This is a genomic window from Streptomyces sp. IBSNAI002, from assembly GCF_052244475.1.
Taxonomy (GTDB): domain Bacteria; phylum Actinomycetota; class Actinomycetes; order Streptomycetales; family Streptomycetaceae; genus Streptomyces.
Genome location: NZ_JBQPXG010000005.1, coordinates 133,059 through 153,679 on the forward strand (window position 1 = coordinate 133,059; position 20,621 = coordinate 153,679).

Consider the following 20,621-nt stretch of genomic DNA (forward strand, 5'->3'; position numbering starts at 1 on the left):
GCGGCGGCGGGGGTCAGGACTGGTACTGGACGATGTCCTCGGTCGTCTTGGGGTCATCCCCGCATGCGCGGGGAGCAGGCTGTCTGAGCTGGCACTCTACGCGGCGGAGGGCTTGTTCTTGCGCGCTTTCACCGGAACCGGCATCAGAGCCGTAGCGGAATATGGGCACAGGTGCCGTCCACGCAGTCGGCGGAGCCCTAAGTGTGTTGCCCCGGAGGCTGGGCGAGAGCCGTGCGCCGGGCCGGAGTGAGTCTGCCGGCTGGGCTGTGACCAGGTGTGCGCCGGAGGGGGTGCGCTGGAGCGTCAGTGGTCCGCAGGCCTCCGGCCGGTGCTCGGCGGCTCGCACGGCGGTGGCGACGCGTGCCTGTGGCCAGCCGAGGGCGGTGGCGAGTTCGCTGGTGGCGAGGGGCCGGGCCGCGTGGAGGAGGGCGGTGAGTACGGTCATCGCGTCGTCGAGGGCCGTGGCGGCCGACGGGCCGGTCATGTCCCGGTGGACTCCGGCGAAGAACTGCCGCATTGCCTCGAGTCGTGCTCCTGCCGGAGTGCCGGGGCCGAACAGGTCGGCACCCGCTCGGGCGGTGTCGGCCCAAGCAGCGTGCTTCCGGGCGCTGCTCAGCCAGAGGCGGAGCCACACGTCGTCGTCGATGACGTGGTGTGCACGGCGACGGCCCGGCTCGTAGGTGCGTGTGAGGACCTCGAGCCCTCCGAGGTATCCCACGGCCTTGGACACCGAGGCCGGGCTGACCCCCAGCCGTTGGGCGAGTTCCGCGGCGGTCCGCGCACCGGAGGGGGTGGTCACCAGGCAGGCCAGCACCCTGGCGGCCGTGCGGGGCAGTCCGGCCGCGGTCATCGTGGTCGCGAGGTTGTCCGTGTAGGCGTGGACGGCGTCGGGGGCCCGCCCGTGCGTGGCCTCGGCGTCGGTGGCCGGTGGTGTCGCGGGCGGTGGCGGCCGGTTGCGCCGCTGCCAGGAACTGGCCCGGTCGGCGTGTTCGGCGCGGTAGCCGCCCGGCCCGCCGTGGCGGGCAACCTCCCTGCTGACGGTCGAGGTCGGTCGCCCCAGTCGCCGGGCGATCGCGGCGTACGGCAAGTCCTCGGCCAGTCCCGCCTCGATGTCCCTGCGGTCCTCCGCGGTGAGTCTCCCGCCGCCTATCTCCGCCCCCCGCTCGGGTACCGCGAGCCGGCCCGACGTGACCGGCTCCGGTGCGTTGCGTTGCGTTACCCGTCACCGGCAACGCTACAAGATCCGGGAATCTCCCCGATTCCCGCCGATTCCAAGGCTCGTGCCGCTTCGGCGGACGGGTGTGCGGCATAGCTTTCAGGCATCTCGAAAACCTGGAACCGGGGGGTCACATGGAAGATGGCACGCCCGCAGCGCGCGTCACCCGCAGGAACCACTACGCCGTCCGGCGTGTGCTCGACCAGGCGGTGGGGGAAGGGGGAGTGCCGGGAATCCTCGATCAGGTCCGTGACGGCGGCGGGCAGTGGTTCGGTACGGCGGGGGTCGGCGACACACGGACTCGTCGTGCGCGTGGGCACGAGGACCGGTTCCGGATCGGCAGCATCACCGAGACCTTCACCGCCACCGTGGTCCTGCAGCTGGTGGCCGAAGGCCGACTGGCCCTGGAGGACACGGTGGAGCGACGGCTGCCGGGCGCGGTCACCGGGAATGGTCACGACGGCAGCACGATCACTGTCCGACAGCTCCTCAACCACACCAGCGGAGTCTTCAGCCACACCAGTGACCAGCCGGCACTGAGCAGGCAGAAGAGCTACACGCCCGGGGAACTCGTGGAGATCGCCATGTCGCATCCCGCCGGCTTCCCGGCGGGAACGGGCTGGGCGTACTCCAACACCAACTACGTGCTCGCCGGGATGATCGTCGAGCAGGTGACCGGCCGGAGGCTCGCCGATGAGATCACCGACCGTCTCGCCCGACCGCTCGGCCTGACGGGAACATCCCTGCCGCTCGGCGCCGACCCGCTGCTCCCCGAGCCTCATGCAAGCCACTACACCAGACTGTTCTCCCCCGACCCGGACGCCACGGTCCACGACGTCACGGAACTGGAGACGAGTCCGTGCTGGGCTGCGGGCGGCATGATCTCCACCGTCGCCGACCTCAACCGATTCCTCTCGGCACTGCTCGGAGGGCGCCTTCTCCCGCCGGAGCCACAGCGCGAGATGTTCACCATGGTCCCGACGGCGAGCTGGCTTCCGGGTGCCACCTACGGTCTCGGAGTTTCCCGCCTGACCCTGCCCCCCCGGCACCGCGCTGTGGGGCATGGGCGGCGCGCTCTTCGGCTCGTGGTCGTATGTCTACGGCCCGCGCGAGGGCACGCACCTGCTCGCGGTGAACGTCAACGCCGGCTGGGCGACAGGACCTTGGGAGGACCCCATCAGTATCTTCACCGACCTCCTGGAGGCCGAGTTCAGCCGCGGTGCCGACCCGGGCAGCGCACGCGGCGACCAGGCGGTTTCGCTGACGTCATCGCCCTCCGAGCCGAACCGTGATCCGAACGAAACCGCGTAGGCGCGTACGCGGTGGAGCTCGGAGCGACGGCCCGACATCCTTTCGCCGGGGCGTGGCTATCGCCGCTTCCGTAGTTCCCGGACCGCCGGCACGGCTGCCAGGCACAAGGCCACCGCGGTGGCGAAGCCGGTGCCGCCGGAGCGGACGACCGTCGGGAGGTCTGCCCCCGCGAGGCTTTCCATCAGGCCGGCGGACAGGGCGACGACCAGCGAGAAGAGGAAGATGCTCAGCAGCCAGAGCGCCCAGACGGGCTGGGGGCGCCCCGCGTGCGCGTCGGTCGCGTTGGTGGTCGCGGGTGGAGTCGCGGTGGGGTCTTCGGAGACGGGCACGTCGGTTCCTTTCGAAGGATGCGGCAGAACGAAGAAGGCGTGGGGCAGGAGGGGCAGGGGAGGTCAGGGTGATATCGGCGTCGGGTTCATCACCCGTTCCACCAGCAGATCGCGCGCTCGGGTGACGGCCGCGGCCAGTTCCCGATGGGCCAGGGCCTGTTCCTCCAAGCCCGCCAGCAGCTCGGCCGTCCGGCGTTGCTCGGGCAGCGGGGGCAGCCGTACGTCCAGGCGGCCGAGGGTGCCGGTGCTGATCGAGGACGCCGCGGTGGCCGCCGACCGCTCCTCGACCCAGGCGAGTACGTCGGGGCGGCTCAGCCAGGCGAGGAGGTAGGCCGGATCGACTCCGGCGTCCTTGCGTACGCGCAGGCGGGTCAGGTTCGCGCTCGGCAGCCAGCCGGCCTGGTCGGCCCGTACGATCGCCGGCGGGGCCGTCTTGCCGGCCCGTACGCAGAGGATGTCCCCGGGTTCGAGCGTGAAGTGGGCGAGTCGGCGGGCCAGCTGCCAGGAGATGCGCTCCTCCCCCGTATCCGTGATGCGTCCTCCCCGTAGATGCCGGGGGAACACCACCGGTACGTCCCCGGCGGGGCTGCGGTCCTTCTTTCCCAGCTGCGAGAACGACGGGCCCGCCTTGATCTCGCACAGCGCGGCAAGGTCCGCCGTGCGCCAGTCGGCTCCGCTCCCCTCCTCCTCCGGCCTGGCTCGTCCGCGCAAGGCGGCCGCGTGCTCGTCCGCCTCCGCGCTGCGCGCCCGCAGCGACGCCACTTCGTCCCAGGCCCGCGCTTCCGTCGCCTCCGGCCGGGGTCCGGCCTGTTCCGCCGGCCGGTGGTCGCCGTCGCTCCCCGCCAGGGGTACGTGGTCCGCGGGGTTGAGCGAGCAGACTGCGTCGTCGAGAAGGGCCTCGCGGCTCACCAGCGCGGCGCTCGGAACGCTTCCTTGATCAACCCCCGCTGAGTGGGGGGCGCGATCTGGTTCGCGGCTCTGCCGCGAGGCGGCGTGCGACCGGTACGTGTCGAGGAGGGCACGAACCGCGGCCTCCTCGAGAACGGACCGCGGCCCCTTTCGGGTGCCGAGCCGGCGCGCGTCGAGGAAGAGCACCTGCTCGCACGGTTCACCCGGGTGGCGCAGCAGCCACACGGACACGGGCACGGCGGTGCCGCTGAACAGCCTGGCCGGCAGCGCGATCACGCATTCCACGACCCCCGCCTTCACCATGGCCTTGCGGATGGCGGTCTCGGCGGCGCTGTCCGAGTTGCCGGCCTTGGTGGGCATGACCATCGCGGCCCGCCCGCCTTCCCGCAGGGCGGTCAGTACGTGCTGGACGTAGGCGAAGTTGTCGTTGTCCAGCGGCGGCGGGCCGTAGGGCCACTCCCCCGTCCGGCGGGCCTCGCCCGCGGAGTTGTTCATGTTGAAGGGTGGGTTGGTGAGGACGAGGTCGGCCCGTCCGGCCGTTTCCGGGCCGCCGGCCCACGGCTCCCTGCGCTCCAGGCGCACTCCGGCCCGGACACCGTGCAGGGCCAGGTTCAGGGACGCGAGGAGCCCGGCGGCGGAGACGGTGGTCTGGCCGAACACCTTGAGCGGTTCGCGGTCGGGGTGCTGCCTGCGGAGACCCTCGGTGAACGCGAACGCCTCGACGAGGCACTCGCCGCCGCGGACGTACGGATCGTAAGCGGTCCGGGGCGCTTGCCCGTCCGGGCCGTCCGCGAAGCCTGCCAGGCCGGCCAGGCCGGCCATCAGGTGCACCACGCCCTTCGGCGTGAAGAACTCACGGCTGCGCAGCCGCCCGTGCGCCTCGTACTCCTCGATGATCAGCTCGAAGGCGTTCCCGTCGAGCTTGGCCACCAGCCTCATGATCTCGGCGATGACTCCTACGTTCCGCGGGATCAGGTCGGTCAGCGAGTCCGTGAAGTGCGGCAACATGCCAAGGCGCTTGACCTCGGCGTCCACCTCGCGGCCGATGTGTTCGAGCAGCTCGCTGCCCGATCCCCCGGCGGCGTCGATCGCCGCCGCCCTGGCCCGTACCTCGGTCCAGCGCGCGCCGGACGCGGTCCGCAGGAAGTGGAGGCCGAGGAGCAGGTGCAGGTAGTTCACCATCGAGCCGGGGCCTCGCGCCTGATCGGCGAGCGGGCCCATGAGCTCGTGCACCAGGTGCCGGTTCGCGGATCCGCCCGCCGACTGCTCCGCCGGCGTCGGCGGCCGGTCCGGGAACTCGGCGGCTTCGAGGACGAGCTGGCGGACTTCGGTCTCGGCAGGGGCCAGTGAGGCTCGGGCACGGTGGCCGTACGTCGCCTCGTCCCCCTCCCCCGGCCTGCGCAAGTGGAGGGGGACCCTTCGGCCCTCGAGCCAGCGCAGGACGTCCGACTGGCGGAAGTACGCGGTCCCTCCCGCCTTCCGGGGCGCGGGAAAGTCCGGAGACCGCCGCTCCCACAGGGTCACGGTCGGACGCGTCACGTCGGCCAGCTCCGCGATCCGTGCGCGGGTGATCTGCGGGTCGTCGGTGTACTGCGGCGTGTGGCTGTGGCTGTGGCTGTTCCCCATGCTGCTGCTCCCGTTGAAGTACGCCCGGCGGGCGGTTCGTTGTGACGAAAGTACGGGGCGGGTGGGTGTTGTGTCCTGTGAGTACTGGAAGTACTCACAGGACAACTTCGACTGCCTTGCCATCCGCGCACGCCGCACCGATCGCCATATGGCCGGGGTGTATCCACGATGAAAGCCACATTCCTACCGATGCGGACTCTCCACCCAAGCAAGGGGCTTAACGCCGAACAAACCTATGCGTCGTGCCGGCCGAAGGCCCCGGCCCGCCACGCGGTGCGGGCGGCGAAGACTGCTCGGCCCTCGCCGGCTCCGCCCACGTGCGAGCAGATGGACCACAGGCTGTACAGGGCATCCCGTGCGCGCTGGGCCGGACGGGACCCCGGCTCGACCGACCGACGCACACTGTTCCACTCCACGAGCATCGCTCCCGCCATGCGCGCCGACCGTGGTGCGCGGACCTCGTAGTGCCGCAGCCTCCCCTCGGAGGCCACCGTGTACATGGCGTTGAGGTCCTCGAGCACGAGCTCCCGGAAGTGCAGCAGCTCGGCGTTCGTGAGCCCCATCAGCGCGTCGAACCGTTCTTCGGCGTTGGTCTCCTGCCGCTCCGACAGCTGTTCCGCATGGCAGATCGCCGCGTGCATCCATGCGGCGCGCGACTGGGCGGGCGGCCCGCCGAAGGCCATGGCCGCCTTGAGATCCGCCATGGCCGACGCGTCCTCCTCGGGAAGGCGGTCACGGTTGAGGGACGTGAGTACCCCGTCCACGCGCGCGTCGAGCTCCTCGCGCGTGGCCCCTGCCAGGTCCGGGAGCCGTTTGAGGTTCGCCCGCATCTGTCGTACGTGCTCGTCGTCCTGCCGGATTTCCAGCGCGGCCTCGGTCTGCGCCCAGTTGAAATCGGCAGGCAGCTCGTCCCGCCACTCGGCGGCCACGGCATCGAACGCAGCCTGCTGCTCACCCCGCCACACCGCCCGAGAACCGAAGTACACCTCGGCCAGCGCCAGCTTCAAGGGCTCGGCAGGCAGGAAGGGCAGCGGAGCCTCCGCGAAGAAGGCCAAGAGGAGGAGATCGGACGGGGACATGCGCGGATGGAGCCGGTCGCAGGCAGCCAGACACAACACCTGTACCTCGGTCCGGGGCGGGTACACCCGCCGCGAACCACGGCGACCACCGAGGTAGAGGGGCACCGGCTCCGGCACCAGGCCGTGCCTCCGCCACGCGGCGAGCCGAGAGGGCTTCAGCGGGAATCCCCGCTCCCGACAGACCTGAAGGAGCAGCCGATCGGCTTCGCTCGGAGGTGTTCGCGTCATGCAGCCAGGCTAGAAAACAGCCTTCCGCTGGGCCCGGCTGTGAACCGGGGGGCGCAGCCTGCTCCCCGCGTGCGCGGGGAGCAGGCTGACTGACCTGGAACTCTATTCAGTGGGCGCAGCGCTTTCGAGCGCTTTCCCCGAAACCGGCAATCGCGCCATACCGGCGTACGTCGCCCCTCCAGGCTCAGGACGGGTGGGCTCGCACGTCGAGGTCAGCCCACCGGCCTGCCCCTCACTCACCGTTCCCCGGCCCGCGGGGCACGGCCGCCACGTCCCGGCGCCATGCATCGATCGCGGGGAGCGTTACGGCGCCGACGACCAAGGGGGCCGCCGGTTCCGGCAGATTCAGGATGGCGCGGACCACAGCCGAGAACGGCGATTCGGATATCGCCTCGACTATCTCGTCCGCCTCCTCGGTGCGCCCGGCCCGCCGGTGTTCGTACCAGTCCCGCAGGAGGTTCTTGGCCGTGACGAAGGCGGCCCTGCGGCCCCTGACCAGGGTCGGGCGGTTCAGTCCGAACACCTCGATCGTTGCCATGCCCTTCGGGGTGATCCCCTCGTACGTCCCTGAGGCGAGGAAGAGGACCAGGTGGGCTGCGGGGTCTTCGACGGTCGGGTCGATCAGCAGGCACGCGCCGGCGTCGTCTCGCGGGTACTTGTGGCCCTTGGTGTTGCTGTTGCAGTGCGAGCAGGCGAGCAGGTGGTTGAGCCAGTCGAAGGCGCGCAGCGGATCGTCCGCGATGGGCTGGAAGTGGTCGATGTCCGTGCCCTGGTTGTCCTCGCAGTACATGCACCGCTCCACCCCGGCCGCCATCTGCCTGAGCAGACCCCGGACGTGTTTTTTGGGCGCGGCGGCGATGCGCCACTGCTCGACAGCGGTGTCGTACCGCTCCGCCGCGGCCGCCGCGGCGATCGTCGCGGTCCTCTTCGCCAGGAGGTTCTGCGTCCGAGCCGGTACGGGCGGGCGGTCAAGGGGGATCACTCCTCACCGGCCAGACGGGCTGTCACCTCGGCAACGCGGGTTTCGAGCGAACTGGTCAGAAGCTCGGTCAGCCCCTCGTACTCGCGGATCTGCTGCTCGTCGGCGGTACCCGCGTACACCAGCCTCTCCAGCACGACGAGCCGCTTGCGCTTTTCCTCGGCACGCTCGGAGTAGGGCGTATCCATGCCGAACAGTTCGGAGAAGGCCGCGTCGTCCGCGCTGCCGTAGACGATGCGCTGGTACAGCTCCTGATCCACCACCTCCGCCGACCCGTCCTCGTTCGGCCCCGGCAGCCTGATCAGGCAGCCCTCATCGGCGGCCTGGCAGATGTACGGGCTGTGGCTGGAGACGATGAACTGGATGTTGGGGAAGTGCTCCCGCAGCCACGTGCCGATCCTGCGCTGCCAGGTCACGTGTAGGTGCGCGTCCACCTCGTCGATCAGCACCACACCCGGTTCGGTGACCGCCAGCCCGCCACCGTCGAGCAGCTCGGTTTCGACGGCGCCGTAGACCGCGTGGATCTGGCGAACGATGTCCAATACGAGCGCGGCGACCGTCCGGTACGCGTCGCTCATCTGCCGCAGCGGAATGCCTGGTCCACGTTGCCCTTGACGGGTCACCCATACACCGTCAGAGGTGACGCGCGTGATCTGAAATCCGTCAGGCAGAAGCCCGTCGCCCAGAAGCCCCAGAACGGATTCCAGCAGGACGCCGGCTCCCGCCTGCTTCTCGAGCTCCCGCAGACGCAGATCGATCAGCCACGACACCCCCTCGGCGAGCGAGGCGTCCTCATGAAACAGCGTGGCCATGCGCCCGGCAGGCCCTTGGGCCAGCATCACCCTCTGAGCCTCACCGGACCCGCCCACCAGCCTTCTGAACGGACCGTAACCGGCGCAGAACCAGCCCCGGGTGTTGTCCGCCCACGGCCCTCGCAGACCTCTCTCATTGCCCGCGGTCTCAGGCGCCGACAGAACGGGGCGCGGCTCTCCCACATGGCGCAGTTTCGACAGGTCAGGGCGTGCCCACTTCAGGCTCAGGGGCAGGGGGCCGGCGCGCCTACGGCCGGGTCCGACGAACGCGTCCGCCGACTGCTCGTACGTCACCTGTACTTCGACCGACCCGGAGGAGGCGGACATCGAGATCCAACCGTCGAAGTCCGCCACCAGGCTGCGGGCCACCGAAGGCCCGCCCAGCGCCAGGGCGACGGCCTGGAGCAACGTCGACTTCCCGGAACTGTTGCGCCCCGCGATCACGGTCCAGCCGCCCTGGCCCGGCAGCTCCAGCTTCACCGCGCGCGGCCCGCCAAAGCCCTTGATGTCCGTGAGCTGGACCCTCGTGACGTACACCGCGCCCGTCTTCCCTCCAGTCGGTGCGCTCCGACCTCGGCAGAGGAGGCAAGAACACGTCTGACGTGCTCACTCTCTCACGGGCGCCGCGACGACTGCGGCTGCCCATGACAGGCCGCTTGAGTACCTGCGCTTCCCGTACGACCGCCAGCGTCCCCCGGGGGCGCATTCGCGCCGCGCGGGACGCTGGCATGGCGGCCTTCACGTCGCTCATGCGCACTCGACGTGCTCAGAACTCGCCGGCCTCCACGACCTCGCTGGCAGCGGGCGGCGGGATCTGCGTGACGGTTTCGAAGTCGTACCACGTGAGCTCACTCGGCTGTCGGCCCGTCTCGGTCCGCTTGAGCAGATAGGGGCGGCCCTGCGTCGCCACGTAGTCGGTGACGGTGCCGCCGTCGGTACCCGGGTAGGTGAGCATGATCGCGGGCTGTCCGTCGACTGTGGCGGACGCGCCCCGGGATATCTCAGGGGACTCCTCTTGCAGAAGGACGTTGGGGTTGCCCAGCTGGCAGCCGAACGAGATGGCCTTCGCGTCGGAGTGCTGTGCATCCAGCTTGATCCAACGGTTGCCGATGCGGTTGACCACTATGTCTTCCTGGGCCTTCGTCGCCTTCAGGGCGGTCCGCCACGCCTCAGGGTCGCGCTTCACATGAAGGACCTGGTAACCGTCATCGCCGCCACGAACCCCGCGCGATATCTCGGGGCGCGCCCGCCCACGGTGGCGGGGCGGGGCGTGTGTGGGTCCATGACGGTTGAGCGCCAGCGCCCGGCGGGGGCGGCGTGTCCCGCCGGGCGACTGTTCATGCGGCAGTGGTGCGGGCTAGCCGATGGTGAGGAATTCGTTCCACTTGTCTTCGTCGCGGCCGGATGCGGGGCCGAGGGTGGCGGTGCCGCCTTGGTAGAGCCACTGGTTGCCGACGTTGTCCACGGCCCAGATGTCGGGGATGCCGTCGCCGGTGGCGTCGGCCGTGCCGAGGATCATGGGGATGGTGGCGCGGCCCCAGCCGGTGGTGGCGTAGGTGTGGTCCTGGCCGCCTGCGGCGTTGGCTGACGCGGCGAGGGAGGCGAGGTCGACTCCCCCGTTGGTTCCGGGCTTGCCCTTGCGCAGGAGGATGCCCGCGTTGGCGTTGTCGCGGAAGAGGAGGTCGGGGACCTTGTCTCCGGAGACGTCGCGGACGCCGATGAGGTCGCGGGGCGCCCAGACCGTGTCGGCCATCTTGGTGTGGCTGGTGAAGCTGGATCCGGTGTAGCCGGAGAACGCCCACAGGCTGTCGGCGTCGAGGGCGAACATGTCGGCCAGGCCGTCGCCGTCGACGTCTTCGGTGACGATGATCTGCCGGAAGGTCGCCGGGTCTGGCGCGCCCTCGGGAAGGAGGATTTCCGTACGGCGGGCGACGTCGAACTGTCCGGTGCCGATCCCGGGGTAGATGTACATCTTGCCGTCGGGCATCCGGGCGATGAGGTCGGTCAGTCCGTCGCCGGGGAACCAGTCGGTGGAATGCCCGATGAGCGCACGCCTGCCGTCGGCGCCGGTCTTCCAGTGCCCGGTGGCGGGCATCCCGTCCAGCATCGCGCCGGGGATGGACGCGTCGGTGTCGCCGACGGCGTCGCCCGGGTAGGTGAGCAGGCTGCCGGTCTTGTCGATGGCGAAGAGGTCGGGGTGGCCGTCGCCGTTGGCGTCGCCGGGCTTGTCCACGCCGTCTCTGGGGCCGACGAGGAACTTGTAGGTGGTCTGGGGGGAGATGTTTCCGTACTTGTTGACGGTACGGACGTAGAGGACGTTGGGGCCGGCGGTGTCGACCTGGAGGGTGACGGAGGCCTTGTCCGCGCCGTTGAGGGTCAGCTCGGCCTTCTTGTCGAAGAGGGGCCGGTTCAGGCTGTACTGGTACTCGCGGATGTCCGCGGCCTTGGCCCCGTTACCGCTGAACAGGACTCTCTGGCCGGGGGTGCCGGCGGGCTTCTGGCTCCACTGGGTGTAGTTCGGGCCGGGTTCGGGGAAGTCGGCGGAGGAGACGGCCGGGCTGGGCGGGACCACGTGGCTAACGGTGAAGGTGCACCAGCCGCCGGAACCGGAATCGAACGGCCCGCTTGCGGATCCCCAGCCGTCCTTGTCACGGACGCGGGACAGCCACTGGTAGGTGATGCCCGATTCGAACTTGTCCAACGGTACTTCGTGGAAGACGACGCCGTCGCTGTTGGGGGAATGCCAGTCGTTGTGGACCTGGGCGCCGGTGACGGTGTTCCAGACCTCGATCTGGACCTTGTCGATGGTGTGGGTGCCGTCGCGGTCGCTCGCCTTGACCTGGAAGGTGACGTTCGTCTTGCCGATCCCCGTACCGGGGCTGGTCGTCAGGCAGGGCCCGCCGGGGGTGGTCTGCATGTTCGCCGCGGTCGGGGTGTCGGGCGGGTGGTTGTAGACGATCTCGATGTACGGGGCGGTCTCGCCGTTGGCGATGAACTTCTTCCAGTACCAGGAGTCCGACTCGTTCGGTGCGGCGAAGCCGAGGGACAGGGCGCCCCAGCCCTTGGCGGCGGCATCCGCGACCAGGCCCTTGATGTCTGAGGCGATCCAGTTGTCGGGGCAGGAGCTGTTGTAGCCGTAGCCGGCGTACTCGGTGGCGACCTTCCGGTTCCAGTAGGTGCCGTTGTTGGTGTTGTTCCAGGTGCTGGAAGAGGTGATGTACGGAGTCGAGTAGATGTCCATCGGCTTCTGCTCGCACGACCAGGAATAGGTCTGCAGGGCGCGGACACTGGCGGAGAGGATGCCGGCGCCGTGCAGCTCGCCGCCGAAGTCGAAGTTGAAGATGGAGCGGGAGGTGCCGCCGGTGGTGGACTCGTAGCCGACGCGGGCCTCGTTGGTGCCGCTCGCGTTGTAGTTCTGCCCGTTGTAGAAGCTCGAGTTGCCCTCGGTCTTGTAGAGCAGGGTCCAGGCGTGCTTGTGCCCCTTGAACGAGGGGTCGACGAACACCGGGTAGGCAGTCTCGGGGGCGTTCAGCAGGCCGGCGTCCGGTGCGATGGACAGCACGTTGTCGGCGAGGGCGGGCTGTGCGGGCTTCAGGCGGGCGCCTTCCGCACCGGCAAGGCCGGACAGGCCGAGGGTGGGGTGCTGTGCGGCCTTGCCGGTGGGCTGCCAGGCGGGCTCGTTGTCGGTGGTGGCGACCTTGCCGCTCGAGTCCCACATCATGGGCGTGGGCGAGCCGGCGACCTCCTCGTCCTGTGCGTTGCGGGCGCTGACCGCGCCCGACTCGGCGTCCAGGCGGAACGTCAGGTCGGGTGAGGCGAGCCGGTACTTCAGCTGGCCGAGGAGAGGGTCGGCGGCGGCTTGGCGGTCCTTGACGACCAGGACGTGGGAGTAGCCGCCGTCCTGGGCGGTCATCACCAGGTCGATGCCGGGGCGCACGTTCTCGTACAGGGCCCGCGGGCCGTCGATGACGGGCTCCGGGAGGGTTCCGGGCCAGGAGACGACGATGTCGTGGCCGTCGGTGTTCAGGCGGACCAGCTCACTCCACACCTGGCCGGGTGTGTCCTGCCACAGGGCGGCCCGGGGGACCGAGCGCGAAGACCGCTGGCCACCTGCACTGGCGGAATGCTGCTGGGAGCCGGCGCTGAAGACGACACGGCCGTTGACGGCCTTTGCCGCATACCCGGCCTCCACCTTGTGCAGGGTGGTGTCGATCGGCTTCCACTGTCCGTCGGCCTTGGCGCGGATGGCGGAGCTGAAGACCTGCTTGCGGTAGGTGCCGTCAGGCTGGGCCCATGTCGTGGTGTTCGCACTGCGTGCGGCGGTGACCTCGACCTCCTTGCCCGACTCCTCGGCCAGACGCCGTGCCTCCGGCTCGGCGACCGGGGGCTCCCCCACGGGCCCGGGCCGGGGCTTGTCCCCTGCGCTGACGTGTACGCCCACGGGCACTGCGACGGCTACCGCGAGAAGGGCCGCCAGGGCGCCCAGCGTCCGGCGCCTTTTGAACCACCGCGGCACCGGGACAACAGAAACTTCCTTTTCCGTAGATGCTGTTGGCGGGCTTTCATCGATGGATTCACTGACAGACACAGGCGTACTTCTCCCCCCTCGGGCGCAGATTAGAGCAGCCCTCGGTACTCACAAAACGGTTTTCGGCCGAGGCCGAGAAAAGACGAAAGACCTGCCCCTCACACGCCTTGTCCCCCACGAGGGCGCGAGCCGAGCATGAACCATTCCACTGACATCTTCACCCACCGAATCAACCCTCCCGCCTCACATTTAAGGCCGTTTTGCCCCGACTGCCCCGAGATCTATCGCCTGTAAAGTGACAAAGCCCACACCGGATATCGGAACCGTTGGTTTTCCGGGCAACCCGACGCACAATCAGCTGGCTAATTGTCATTTTCCTGTCGGCCGTGTGCCCTCGGCTGCGGCGGCAGAACGTGGGGGGTCCACATGTCGCCGTTCACGGCGAATTTCCGCCTGCCCGGAAACAGAAAGACGCGCGCGAAACGCGCGCGCCTGGCCGGGCGCACCGGCATCACCTTGTCCGTGGTGCTGACCGCAACACTTCTGCCCGTCCAAGCCTGGGCCGCGCCACCGGGGGACCGCACCGGCGTCACCCTGCCCGGACTCCAGAAGGACCTGAAGGCGCAGCGCGACCACGTCGCGTCCACCCAGTTGGAGGGGTGGCTCGGCGATCCGCCCGCGTCACCCGATCCCTACGCGCCGACCGCGGTGGCAGTGCCCGCGGGCGGCTCGGCCAGCGTGACGCCCGCCGCCGGCTCCGAGTTCACCCAGGTCGGCACGCTGCCCGTCAGCATCGGCAAGGTCGAGAACACCGGTACCGCACCGTCGGGGACCTGGTCGGCGGCGGTGTCGGACCGCGCCACGACCGAAGCCGCGGGCATCGACGGCGCCATGATCAAGATCACGCCTCCGGCCGACGCGGTGAACCCGGTCGACGTCGCTCTGGACTACTCGAAGTTCGAGGACCTGTACGGCACCGAGTGGTCCTCGCGCCTGAAGCTGCGGCAGTTCCCCGCCTGCTTCCTCGACAGTCCCCGGCCGGCCGGATGCGACGTCTCCACGGACGTCCCCAGCTCGAACGAGCCTGGCAAGAAGCGCGTCATCGCAACCCTCAACCCGACCGCGGCGCCTGTTCAGGGCATGCACACCATGAGCGGCGCAGCTACCCAGTCGGTGCTGGTCGCCTCCGACAGCGGGGCGGGCGCCGGCGGTACGTACAAGGCCACGTCCCTGTCCCCTTCCGGGAACTGGACGGCCGGCGGGAGCGGGGGCGGGTTCTCCTGGACCTACCCGCTGACCGTGCCGCCCGCCCCGGCAGGCCCCACCCCCTCGATCGCGTTCTCCTACTCCTCGCAGTCGGTGGACGGCAGGACGTCGGTGACCAATGGGCAGGCGTCCTGGATCGGGGACGGCTGGGACTACAACCCGGGCTTCATCGAGCGCCGCTACCGCAGCTGCTCCGACGACCTGAAGGCCTCCTCCACCGGCAAGCCGAACAACGACAACGACACCGACAAGAAGAAGGGCGACCTGTGCTGGGCCGGTGACAACGTCACCCTCTCCCTGGGCGGCTCGACCACCGAACTCGTCCGCGACGGCAACGGCAAGTGGGTTCCCGCCACCGACGACGGCTCCCGCGTCGAGCTCAAGACCGGCGGTGGCAACGGCAACGGTGCACGGAACGACGAGTACTGGGTCGTCACCACCCGCGACGGCATGCGCTACCACTACGGCCGCCACAACGTGGGCACCCACGGCGACGGCAGTGAGCCTCGGAGCACAACCGACTCCGTCTTCACCGTCCCGGTCTTCGGCAACCACGTCGGCGAACCCTGTCACGCGGACAAGTACGCAGACTCCTCCTGCCAGCAGGCCTGGCGCTGGAACCTCGACTACGTCGAGGACCTCCACGGCAACGCCATGATCATCGACTGGAAGAAGGAAGAGAACCGCTACGCCAAGAACCAGAAGTACGAGGAGAAGGACGCCACCAAGGTCGGATACACCCGCGGCGGCTACCCGGTACGGATTCTCTACGGCCTGCGCGCCGACAACCTCGCCGGCCCTCCGGCCGGCCGCGTCGAGTTCGGTGTGGAGCAGCGGTGCTTCGCCGAGGGGGACACCGACTGCAAGGACTCCCAGTTCGGCACGAAGGACGCGGTGGGATGGTGGGATACCCCCGGCGCGCTGCACTGCAAGAAGGACGCAGCCCGCTGTGACATCGCGTCGCCGACGTTCTGGTCACGCATGCGCCTGGACAGGGTCGTCACCTACGGTCAGCGCACCGCAGGTTCCACGGCCCTCACCAAGGTGGACCAGTGGGCGTTGAAGCAGTCACTGCCCAGGCACCGCAGCGACACCAGCCCCCCGCTGTGGCTGGACTCCATCACCCGCACCGGCTACGGCCCCTCGAACAGCGAACACGGCATAGTCCTGCCCGCGGTCTCCTTCGTAGCAAACGCAGTCGACATGCCCAATCGCGTCGTCAAGGCCCCGGTGAACGGCAAGCCCGACGAAGCCCCGGACTTCGACCGGCTCCGCGTGGAGACCATCCGTACCGAGACCGGCGGTGACATCCACGTCACCTACTCCGCCCCCTGCGCGCTGGGCACCACCATCCCCGATCAGACGAAGAACACCAGCCGGTGCTTCCCCGTCCGCTGGTCTCCGGATCCGGACCTGGAGCCGGAGAAACTGCCGACCGAGATCTTCAACAAGTACGTCGTGGAGAGCGTGACCGAGAAGGACCGCGTTGCGCAGCGGCCCGATCTCGTCACCTCCTACGACTACAAGGACGGCGCGGCCTGGGCGAAGGAGGACGACGAGCTCAGCAAACCGGAACTGCGTACCTACAGCCAGTGGCGCGGTTACGGCCGTGTCGTCACCACCACGGGCGAGACCAAGGGCACCGGTACGCCCATCGCGACCGAGAAGTCCCAGAGCGAGTCCCGCTACTTCCGCGGACTGTCCACCCCCGGCGCCAAGGTCACCGTCAAGGACTCGACGGGCACCGTGGACCTGGGCGAGGACAAGCCCCGCCATCAGGGCCAGACAGCGGAGACCATCACCTACACCAAGGCCGGCGGAGACGTCGAGAACCGTCACCTCACCCGGCCCTGGGACTCCGGGGACAAGCCCACCGCGACCCGCCCCAGAATCGACGACGCCGCGCGCAAGGTCGAGGCGTACCGCAAGGGCGTCGACTCCACCATGGAGATCCAGACGGTCAGCGGCGGCAAGTCCCGCATGGTGCGGACCGCGTACACGTACGAGGACTCCTACGGCCTGCCGCAGAGCACGCTCACCGAGGTGAAGGAGAAGGCGGGCAGCGCCGACTGGACCACGGTCAAGCAGTCCTGCAGCAAGCCCGCCTACGTCCACAACACCGCGAGCAACCTGATCGGCCTGCCCTCGCAGGTGCGCGAGACGAACGGTGACTGCAGCCAGGCCGACGCACCGGGCGTGACCGTCCTCAGTGCCGCCCGTACGTCCTACGACGCCGTCAACGCCTTCGGAACGGCACCCACCAAGGGTCTGCCCTACCAGGTCGACAGCCTCGACGCCGCGGGCACGGGCTGGATCACCTCCGGGCGCACCGAATACGACGCGCTCGGCCGTACGGTCAAGACGTACGACGCGCTCGGCAACCCCTCGGCCATCGCCTACAACCCTCCGACCGGTCCCGCGTTCACCGTCACCGCGACGAACGCGCTCGGCCACACCGTGAGCAGCACGGTGGATCCTGCGCGCGGCAGTGTGCTGGAGGCGACGGACGCCAACGGGCGCAAGGTCACCACGAAGTACGACGAGCTGGGGCTCAGCAAGGAGGTGCGGACGCCGTCGCAGAAGGCGACCGACAAGCCGGCCTACACGTTCGACTACCAGATCAAGGAGGAGCTGAAGCCGGCCGTCACCAGCCGCGCGCTGAAGGACGACGGTACGTACAGCACCTCGATCGCGATCTATGACGGGCTGCTGCGGCCGCGCCAGACCCAGAGCGAGGGTCCGGGTGGCGTGCGCGTGGTCACCGACACCCTGTACTCGGCGAACGGCACCGTCTACCAGACCAACAACGGCTACCTCGCCGAAGGCGGTCTGAGCACGGAACTGTTCGTTCCGGACTCCGACACCGAGGTCCACAACGCGACGCGGACCGCCTACGACGGTCTGGGCCGTGCCGTGCGCACCACCACGGTCGAGAAGGGCGACCCGAAGCAGTCCGCGATCACCCAGTACGGCGGCGACTGGACCCTCACCCGCAGCGCCATGTCCCCCACCGGGGCGACCCCGCTGCCGGGCAGCCGTGCGGTCAAGACGACCACGGATGCCCTCAACCGCACCACGATGGTCGAGCACTACACCTCCACCGCCGCGGAGGACGTCAACCCGACGGTGGTCAACAATTCCGCGACCACCAAAACCCGGTACGAGTACGACGTCAGGGGCAAGCTCGCCAAGGTCACCGACCCGGCCCTCAACACCTGGACCTACACCTACGACGCCCGCGGCCGGATGACCTCGTCCACCGACCCCGACATGGGCACGGGCACGTTCACCTACAACAACCTCGACCAGCAGATCTCGACGACCAACGTCTACGGGCTCGCCCAGCACACCAAGTACGACGCACTCGGGCGCAAGACCGAACTGCGCAACGACAACCCCACCAGCGGCTGGCTCGTCGCCACCTGGACCTACGACACCCTCCCCGGAGCCAAGGGCCAGCCCGTCTCCGCCACCCGCAACTGGGGCGAGGGCCGCTTCTACAGCAGCGAGGTCACCGGCTACGACAGCGAGTACCGGCCCACCGGCTCCAAGATCACCATCCCGGACCTGCCGACCGCCCAGACCACCAAGGGACTGGCCGGCACCTACACCTACAGCACCACCTACACCCCCACCGGCAAGGTCCAGTCGACGACCCTCCCGGCGACCGCCGGCGGTCTCGCGGCCGAGAAGCTGATCACCCGGTACAACAAGGACGGCATGGTGCAGACCATGTCCGGCCTGACCTGGTACACCGCCGACACCATCTACAGCCCGTTCGGCGAAGTCCTGCGCACCGCCACCGGCAACGCACCCCACCGCGTATGGACCACCAACATCCACGACCCCCACACGGGCCGCGTCACGACCGCGGAAAGCCACCGCGAAACCCGCGACCCGAATGCGCAGTCCAACCTCCTGTCCCACGTCGCCTACGCCTACGACACGGCCGGCAACCCGACCTCCATCACCGACAGCCAGCCCGACACCCGGCCCACCGCCACCAAGGACTCCCCGCTCCTGGTGGACCGCCAGTGCTACACCTACGACAACGTCGGCCAGCTCACCCGAGCCTGGACCGGCAAGACCGATAAGTGCCCCACCGGCCCCGCAGGTCCTGCCCGCTCCGAGGTCGGCTCCGCCCTCCCGGGTGACGCCTACTGGCAGGACTACGAGTTCGACACGATCGGCAACCGCACCAAGCTCACGGACCGCGACCTGGCAGACAGCAACCTCGACGACGTCACCAGCTACGAGTACGGAGTGGCCCAGGCGGGCGGTGCCCAGCCCCCGGTGAAGAAGCAGCCACACACACTGGCCAAGGTCAACAAGACCACCAAGACCGCCGGGTCCACCGTCGAGTCGCTCTCCACCTACACCTACGACCTCGCGGGCAACACCAGGACCCGGACCATCGGCGGCGACACCCAGACCCTGAACTGGGACCGCTCCAGCAAACTCCAGTCCGCCACCACCCCCGGCTCCATCGGCTCCGTCGCCGTCACCGGCCTGGCCGGCAAATGCCTCGACGTCCAAGACGGCCAGACCACCGACGGCACCCCCGTCCAACTGCTGACCTGCAACGAGACCAAGCCCCAGCAGTGGCGCATCATCGGTGACACCGTCCAGGCGCTGGGCAAGTGCCTCACCGCTGACGGCGGCAAGGCCCGCCTGCACCCGTGTGACGGCAGGACCACCCAGAAGTTCACCTACAACGCGACCCACAAGTCCCTGGTCACCGCCACCAACCAGTGCCTGACCGTCCCCAACGACAACCCGGCCGACGGCAACGACCTCGACCTCTACACCTGCGCCAGCCCCGCCCCCACCACCGCCCAGCAGTGGAGCTTCGGCAACACCACGAGCTACCTCTACGACGCCTCAGGCAACCGCGTCCTCGAGGACACCGGCAGCTCTCGCACCCTCTACCTCGGCGAAACCGAGATCACCGTCAACAAGGCCGGCCAGGCCCTGGACGCCGTCCGCTACTACAGCAGCACCGGCGCCCCCACCACCATCCGCCGCACCAACGGCAAGGCGACCGGCCACACCCTCTCCCAGCAACTCGCCGACCACCACAACACCGCCACCACCAGCGTCGAACAGAAGGACGGCCAGACGGTCATCCGGCGGAAGACCGACCCCTACGGAAACCCCCGCGGCACCCAGCCCGCCAACTGGCCCGGCAACCGCACCTTCCTCGGCGTCGGCACCGACGACAACACCACCGGCCTCACCCACATCGGCGCCCGCGAATACGAACCCCAAACCGGCCGCTTCATCACCGTCGACCCCATCATCGACATCACCGACCCCCTCCAGATGAACGGCTACACCTACTCCCGCGGCAACCCCATCACCAACTGGGACCCCACCGGCCTCAAAGACGACAACTGCGCCTACGTCTCAAACTGCACCGCAAACGGCGGCACAATCGACCACAAGGACACCCTCCCCAGCGGCGGATGCGGAATCTACTGCGGCGGCGGAATCACCTACAACGGCCCACCACTGCCGCCCAACCCGGCCAAGATGGGCGGCAGTAGAGGATCGAGTAAAGCCGGAGGAGGTCGGCAAAAGAAGACAGGATGTGCCGCTGGCGTTCGAATCTGCGCCCCGAAGGGATTCAACGCGTACGGTCCTGGCGATGCAGCCGCAGGATTCGCAAGTGCTGTAATCCACACCGTCGAATCCCTAACCGAGATAACGGTTGCGCCCGAATGCTTCAACAGCGCACTTCCCGAATGCAACGAGGGTGCGGCGTTCGACAGCTGGGCGGCAGGTCAAGGATTTGACCTGAGTGGAGGCGATGCCACCACGGCTGGTATCGCCGCGATGGCCGTCCCATTTCCCGGTTCCAGGATAGTCAAACCAAGACCTGGCCTATCGGACGAGCTGAAGGATACGGTCAACACCCTCTACGCCAACTCAACCATCGGGAAGGGCAGGGCCGGTCTCGCCGCAGAGCTCGAGCTTGACGGCGGCGCGCCTCAGAGAATTCTCGCGATGAGTGGAAAGCAGGATGAGCGAGTGGGCTGGGCTCCACCCGTGGGAACACCAAGTAACCCTGCACGCTTCACTGCCACGCCTACAGGACTCAACGATAGGACGAGGGACACGGAATACAAGATGCTAACCTACATTGCGAATCAGCTTGGTGCGCCCTCTAAGGTACGAGGGTCGCTCACGATGCACTCGTCGCAGCATGCGTGCCTGTCATGCACACCGGTGATGGGTCAATTCGCGGAACAATTCCCCAACATCCGAATAAATTACACGTCGGGCAGATAGAAGGGTGAAGCCGGAGACCGTCAGGCCTCCGGCTTCACGGCTTTAAC

The 20,621-nt window shown here is 68.8% G+C and carries 10 protein-coding genes; 2 read left to right on the plus strand and 8 right to left on the minus strand.

The window, feature by feature from the left end:
- Window positions 1–13: 13 nt before the first annotated feature.
- A complete protein-coding gene (locus tag ACTVZO_RS42450) occupies window positions 14–1,087 on the minus strand; it encodes a MarR family transcriptional regulator (RefSeq protein ID WP_443303950.1) in 1,074 nt (357 codons plus the stop codon).
- Window positions 1,088–1,350: 263 nt separating this feature from the next.
- Between ACTVZO_RS42450 and ACTVZO_RS42455 the strand changes: the two genes are divergently transcribed.
- Complete coding sequence (locus ACTVZO_RS42455; protein ID WP_443303951.1) at window positions 1,351–2,508, plus strand: serine hydrolase domain-containing protein; 1,158 nt, start codon at window positions 1,351–1,353, stop codon at window positions 2,506–2,508.
- Window positions 2,509–2,583: 75 nt separating this feature from the next.
- On the opposite strand, the gene ACTVZO_RS42460 is transcribed toward ACTVZO_RS42455, so the two are convergent.
- The 7 genes from ACTVZO_RS42460 to ACTVZO_RS42490 all read right to left on the minus strand — a co-directional run bounded on the left by ACTVZO_RS42460 (window position 2,584) and on the right by ACTVZO_RS42490 (window position 12,885).
- Complete coding sequence (locus ACTVZO_RS42460) at window positions 2,584–2,856, minus strand: hypothetical protein (RefSeq protein ID WP_443303952.1); 273 nt, start codon at window positions 2,854–2,856, stop codon at window positions 2,584–2,586.
- Window positions 2,857–2,919: 63 nt separating this feature from the next.
- Window positions 2,920–5,391, minus strand: coding sequence for an N-6 DNA methylase (locus ACTVZO_RS42465; RefSeq protein ID WP_443303953.1), 2,472 nt, complete (start codon window positions 5,389–5,391; stop codon window positions 2,920–2,922).
- A 233-nt stretch (window positions 5,392–5,624) separates the two neighbouring features.
- On the minus strand, window positions 5,625–6,470 hold the full coding sequence (locus ACTVZO_RS42470; protein WP_443303954.1) for a hypothetical protein: 846 nt from the start codon (window positions 6,468–6,470) through the stop codon (window positions 5,625–5,627).
- 460 nt (window positions 6,471–6,930) lie between these two features.
- Entirely contained in the window at window positions 6,931–7,680 is a 750-nt protein-coding gene (locus tag ACTVZO_RS42475; protein WP_443303955.1) for a hypothetical protein, read from the minus strand.
- On the minus strand, window positions 7,677–9,026 hold the full coding sequence (locus ACTVZO_RS42480; protein WP_443303956.1) for an AAA family ATPase: 1,350 nt from the start codon (window positions 9,024–9,026) through the stop codon (window positions 7,677–7,679). Before ACTVZO_RS42480 ends, ACTVZO_RS42475 begins: the two co-directional genes overlap by 4 nt.
- A gap of 229 nt (window positions 9,027–9,255) precedes the next feature.
- Entirely contained in the window at window positions 9,256–9,675 is a 420-nt protein-coding gene (locus ACTVZO_RS42485; protein ID WP_443303958.1) for a hypothetical protein, read from the minus strand.
- A gap of 171 nt (window positions 9,676–9,846) precedes the next feature.
- A complete protein-coding gene (locus ACTVZO_RS42490) occupies window positions 9,847–12,885 on the minus strand; it encodes a DNRLRE domain-containing protein (RefSeq protein WP_443303959.1) in 3,039 nt (1,012 codons plus the stop codon).
- Between the two features lie 657 nt (window positions 12,886–13,542).
- On the opposite strand from ACTVZO_RS42490, the gene ACTVZO_RS42495 reads away from it, so the two are divergent.
- A complete protein-coding gene (locus ACTVZO_RS42495) occupies window positions 13,543–20,574 on the plus strand; it encodes a ricin-type beta-trefoil lectin domain protein (protein WP_443303961.1) in 7,032 nt (2,343 codons plus the stop codon).
- The last annotated feature ends 47 nt before the right edge of the window (window positions 20,575–20,621 follow it).

Excerpts from the sequence above, each read along its gene's own strand:
- ACTVZO_RS42465 (WP_443303953.1), bottom strand. The coding sequence starts at position 5,391 with ATGGGGAACAGCCACAGCCACAGCCACACGCCGCAGTACACCGACGAC.
- ACTVZO_RS42455 (WP_443303951.1), top strand. The coding sequence starts at position 1,351 with ATGGAAGATGGCACGCCCGCAGCGCGCGTCACCCGCAGGAACCACTAC.
- ACTVZO_RS42470 (WP_443303954.1), bottom strand. The coding sequence starts at position 6,470 with ATGTCCCCGTCCGATCTCCTCCTCTTGGCCTTCTTCGCGGAGGCTCCG.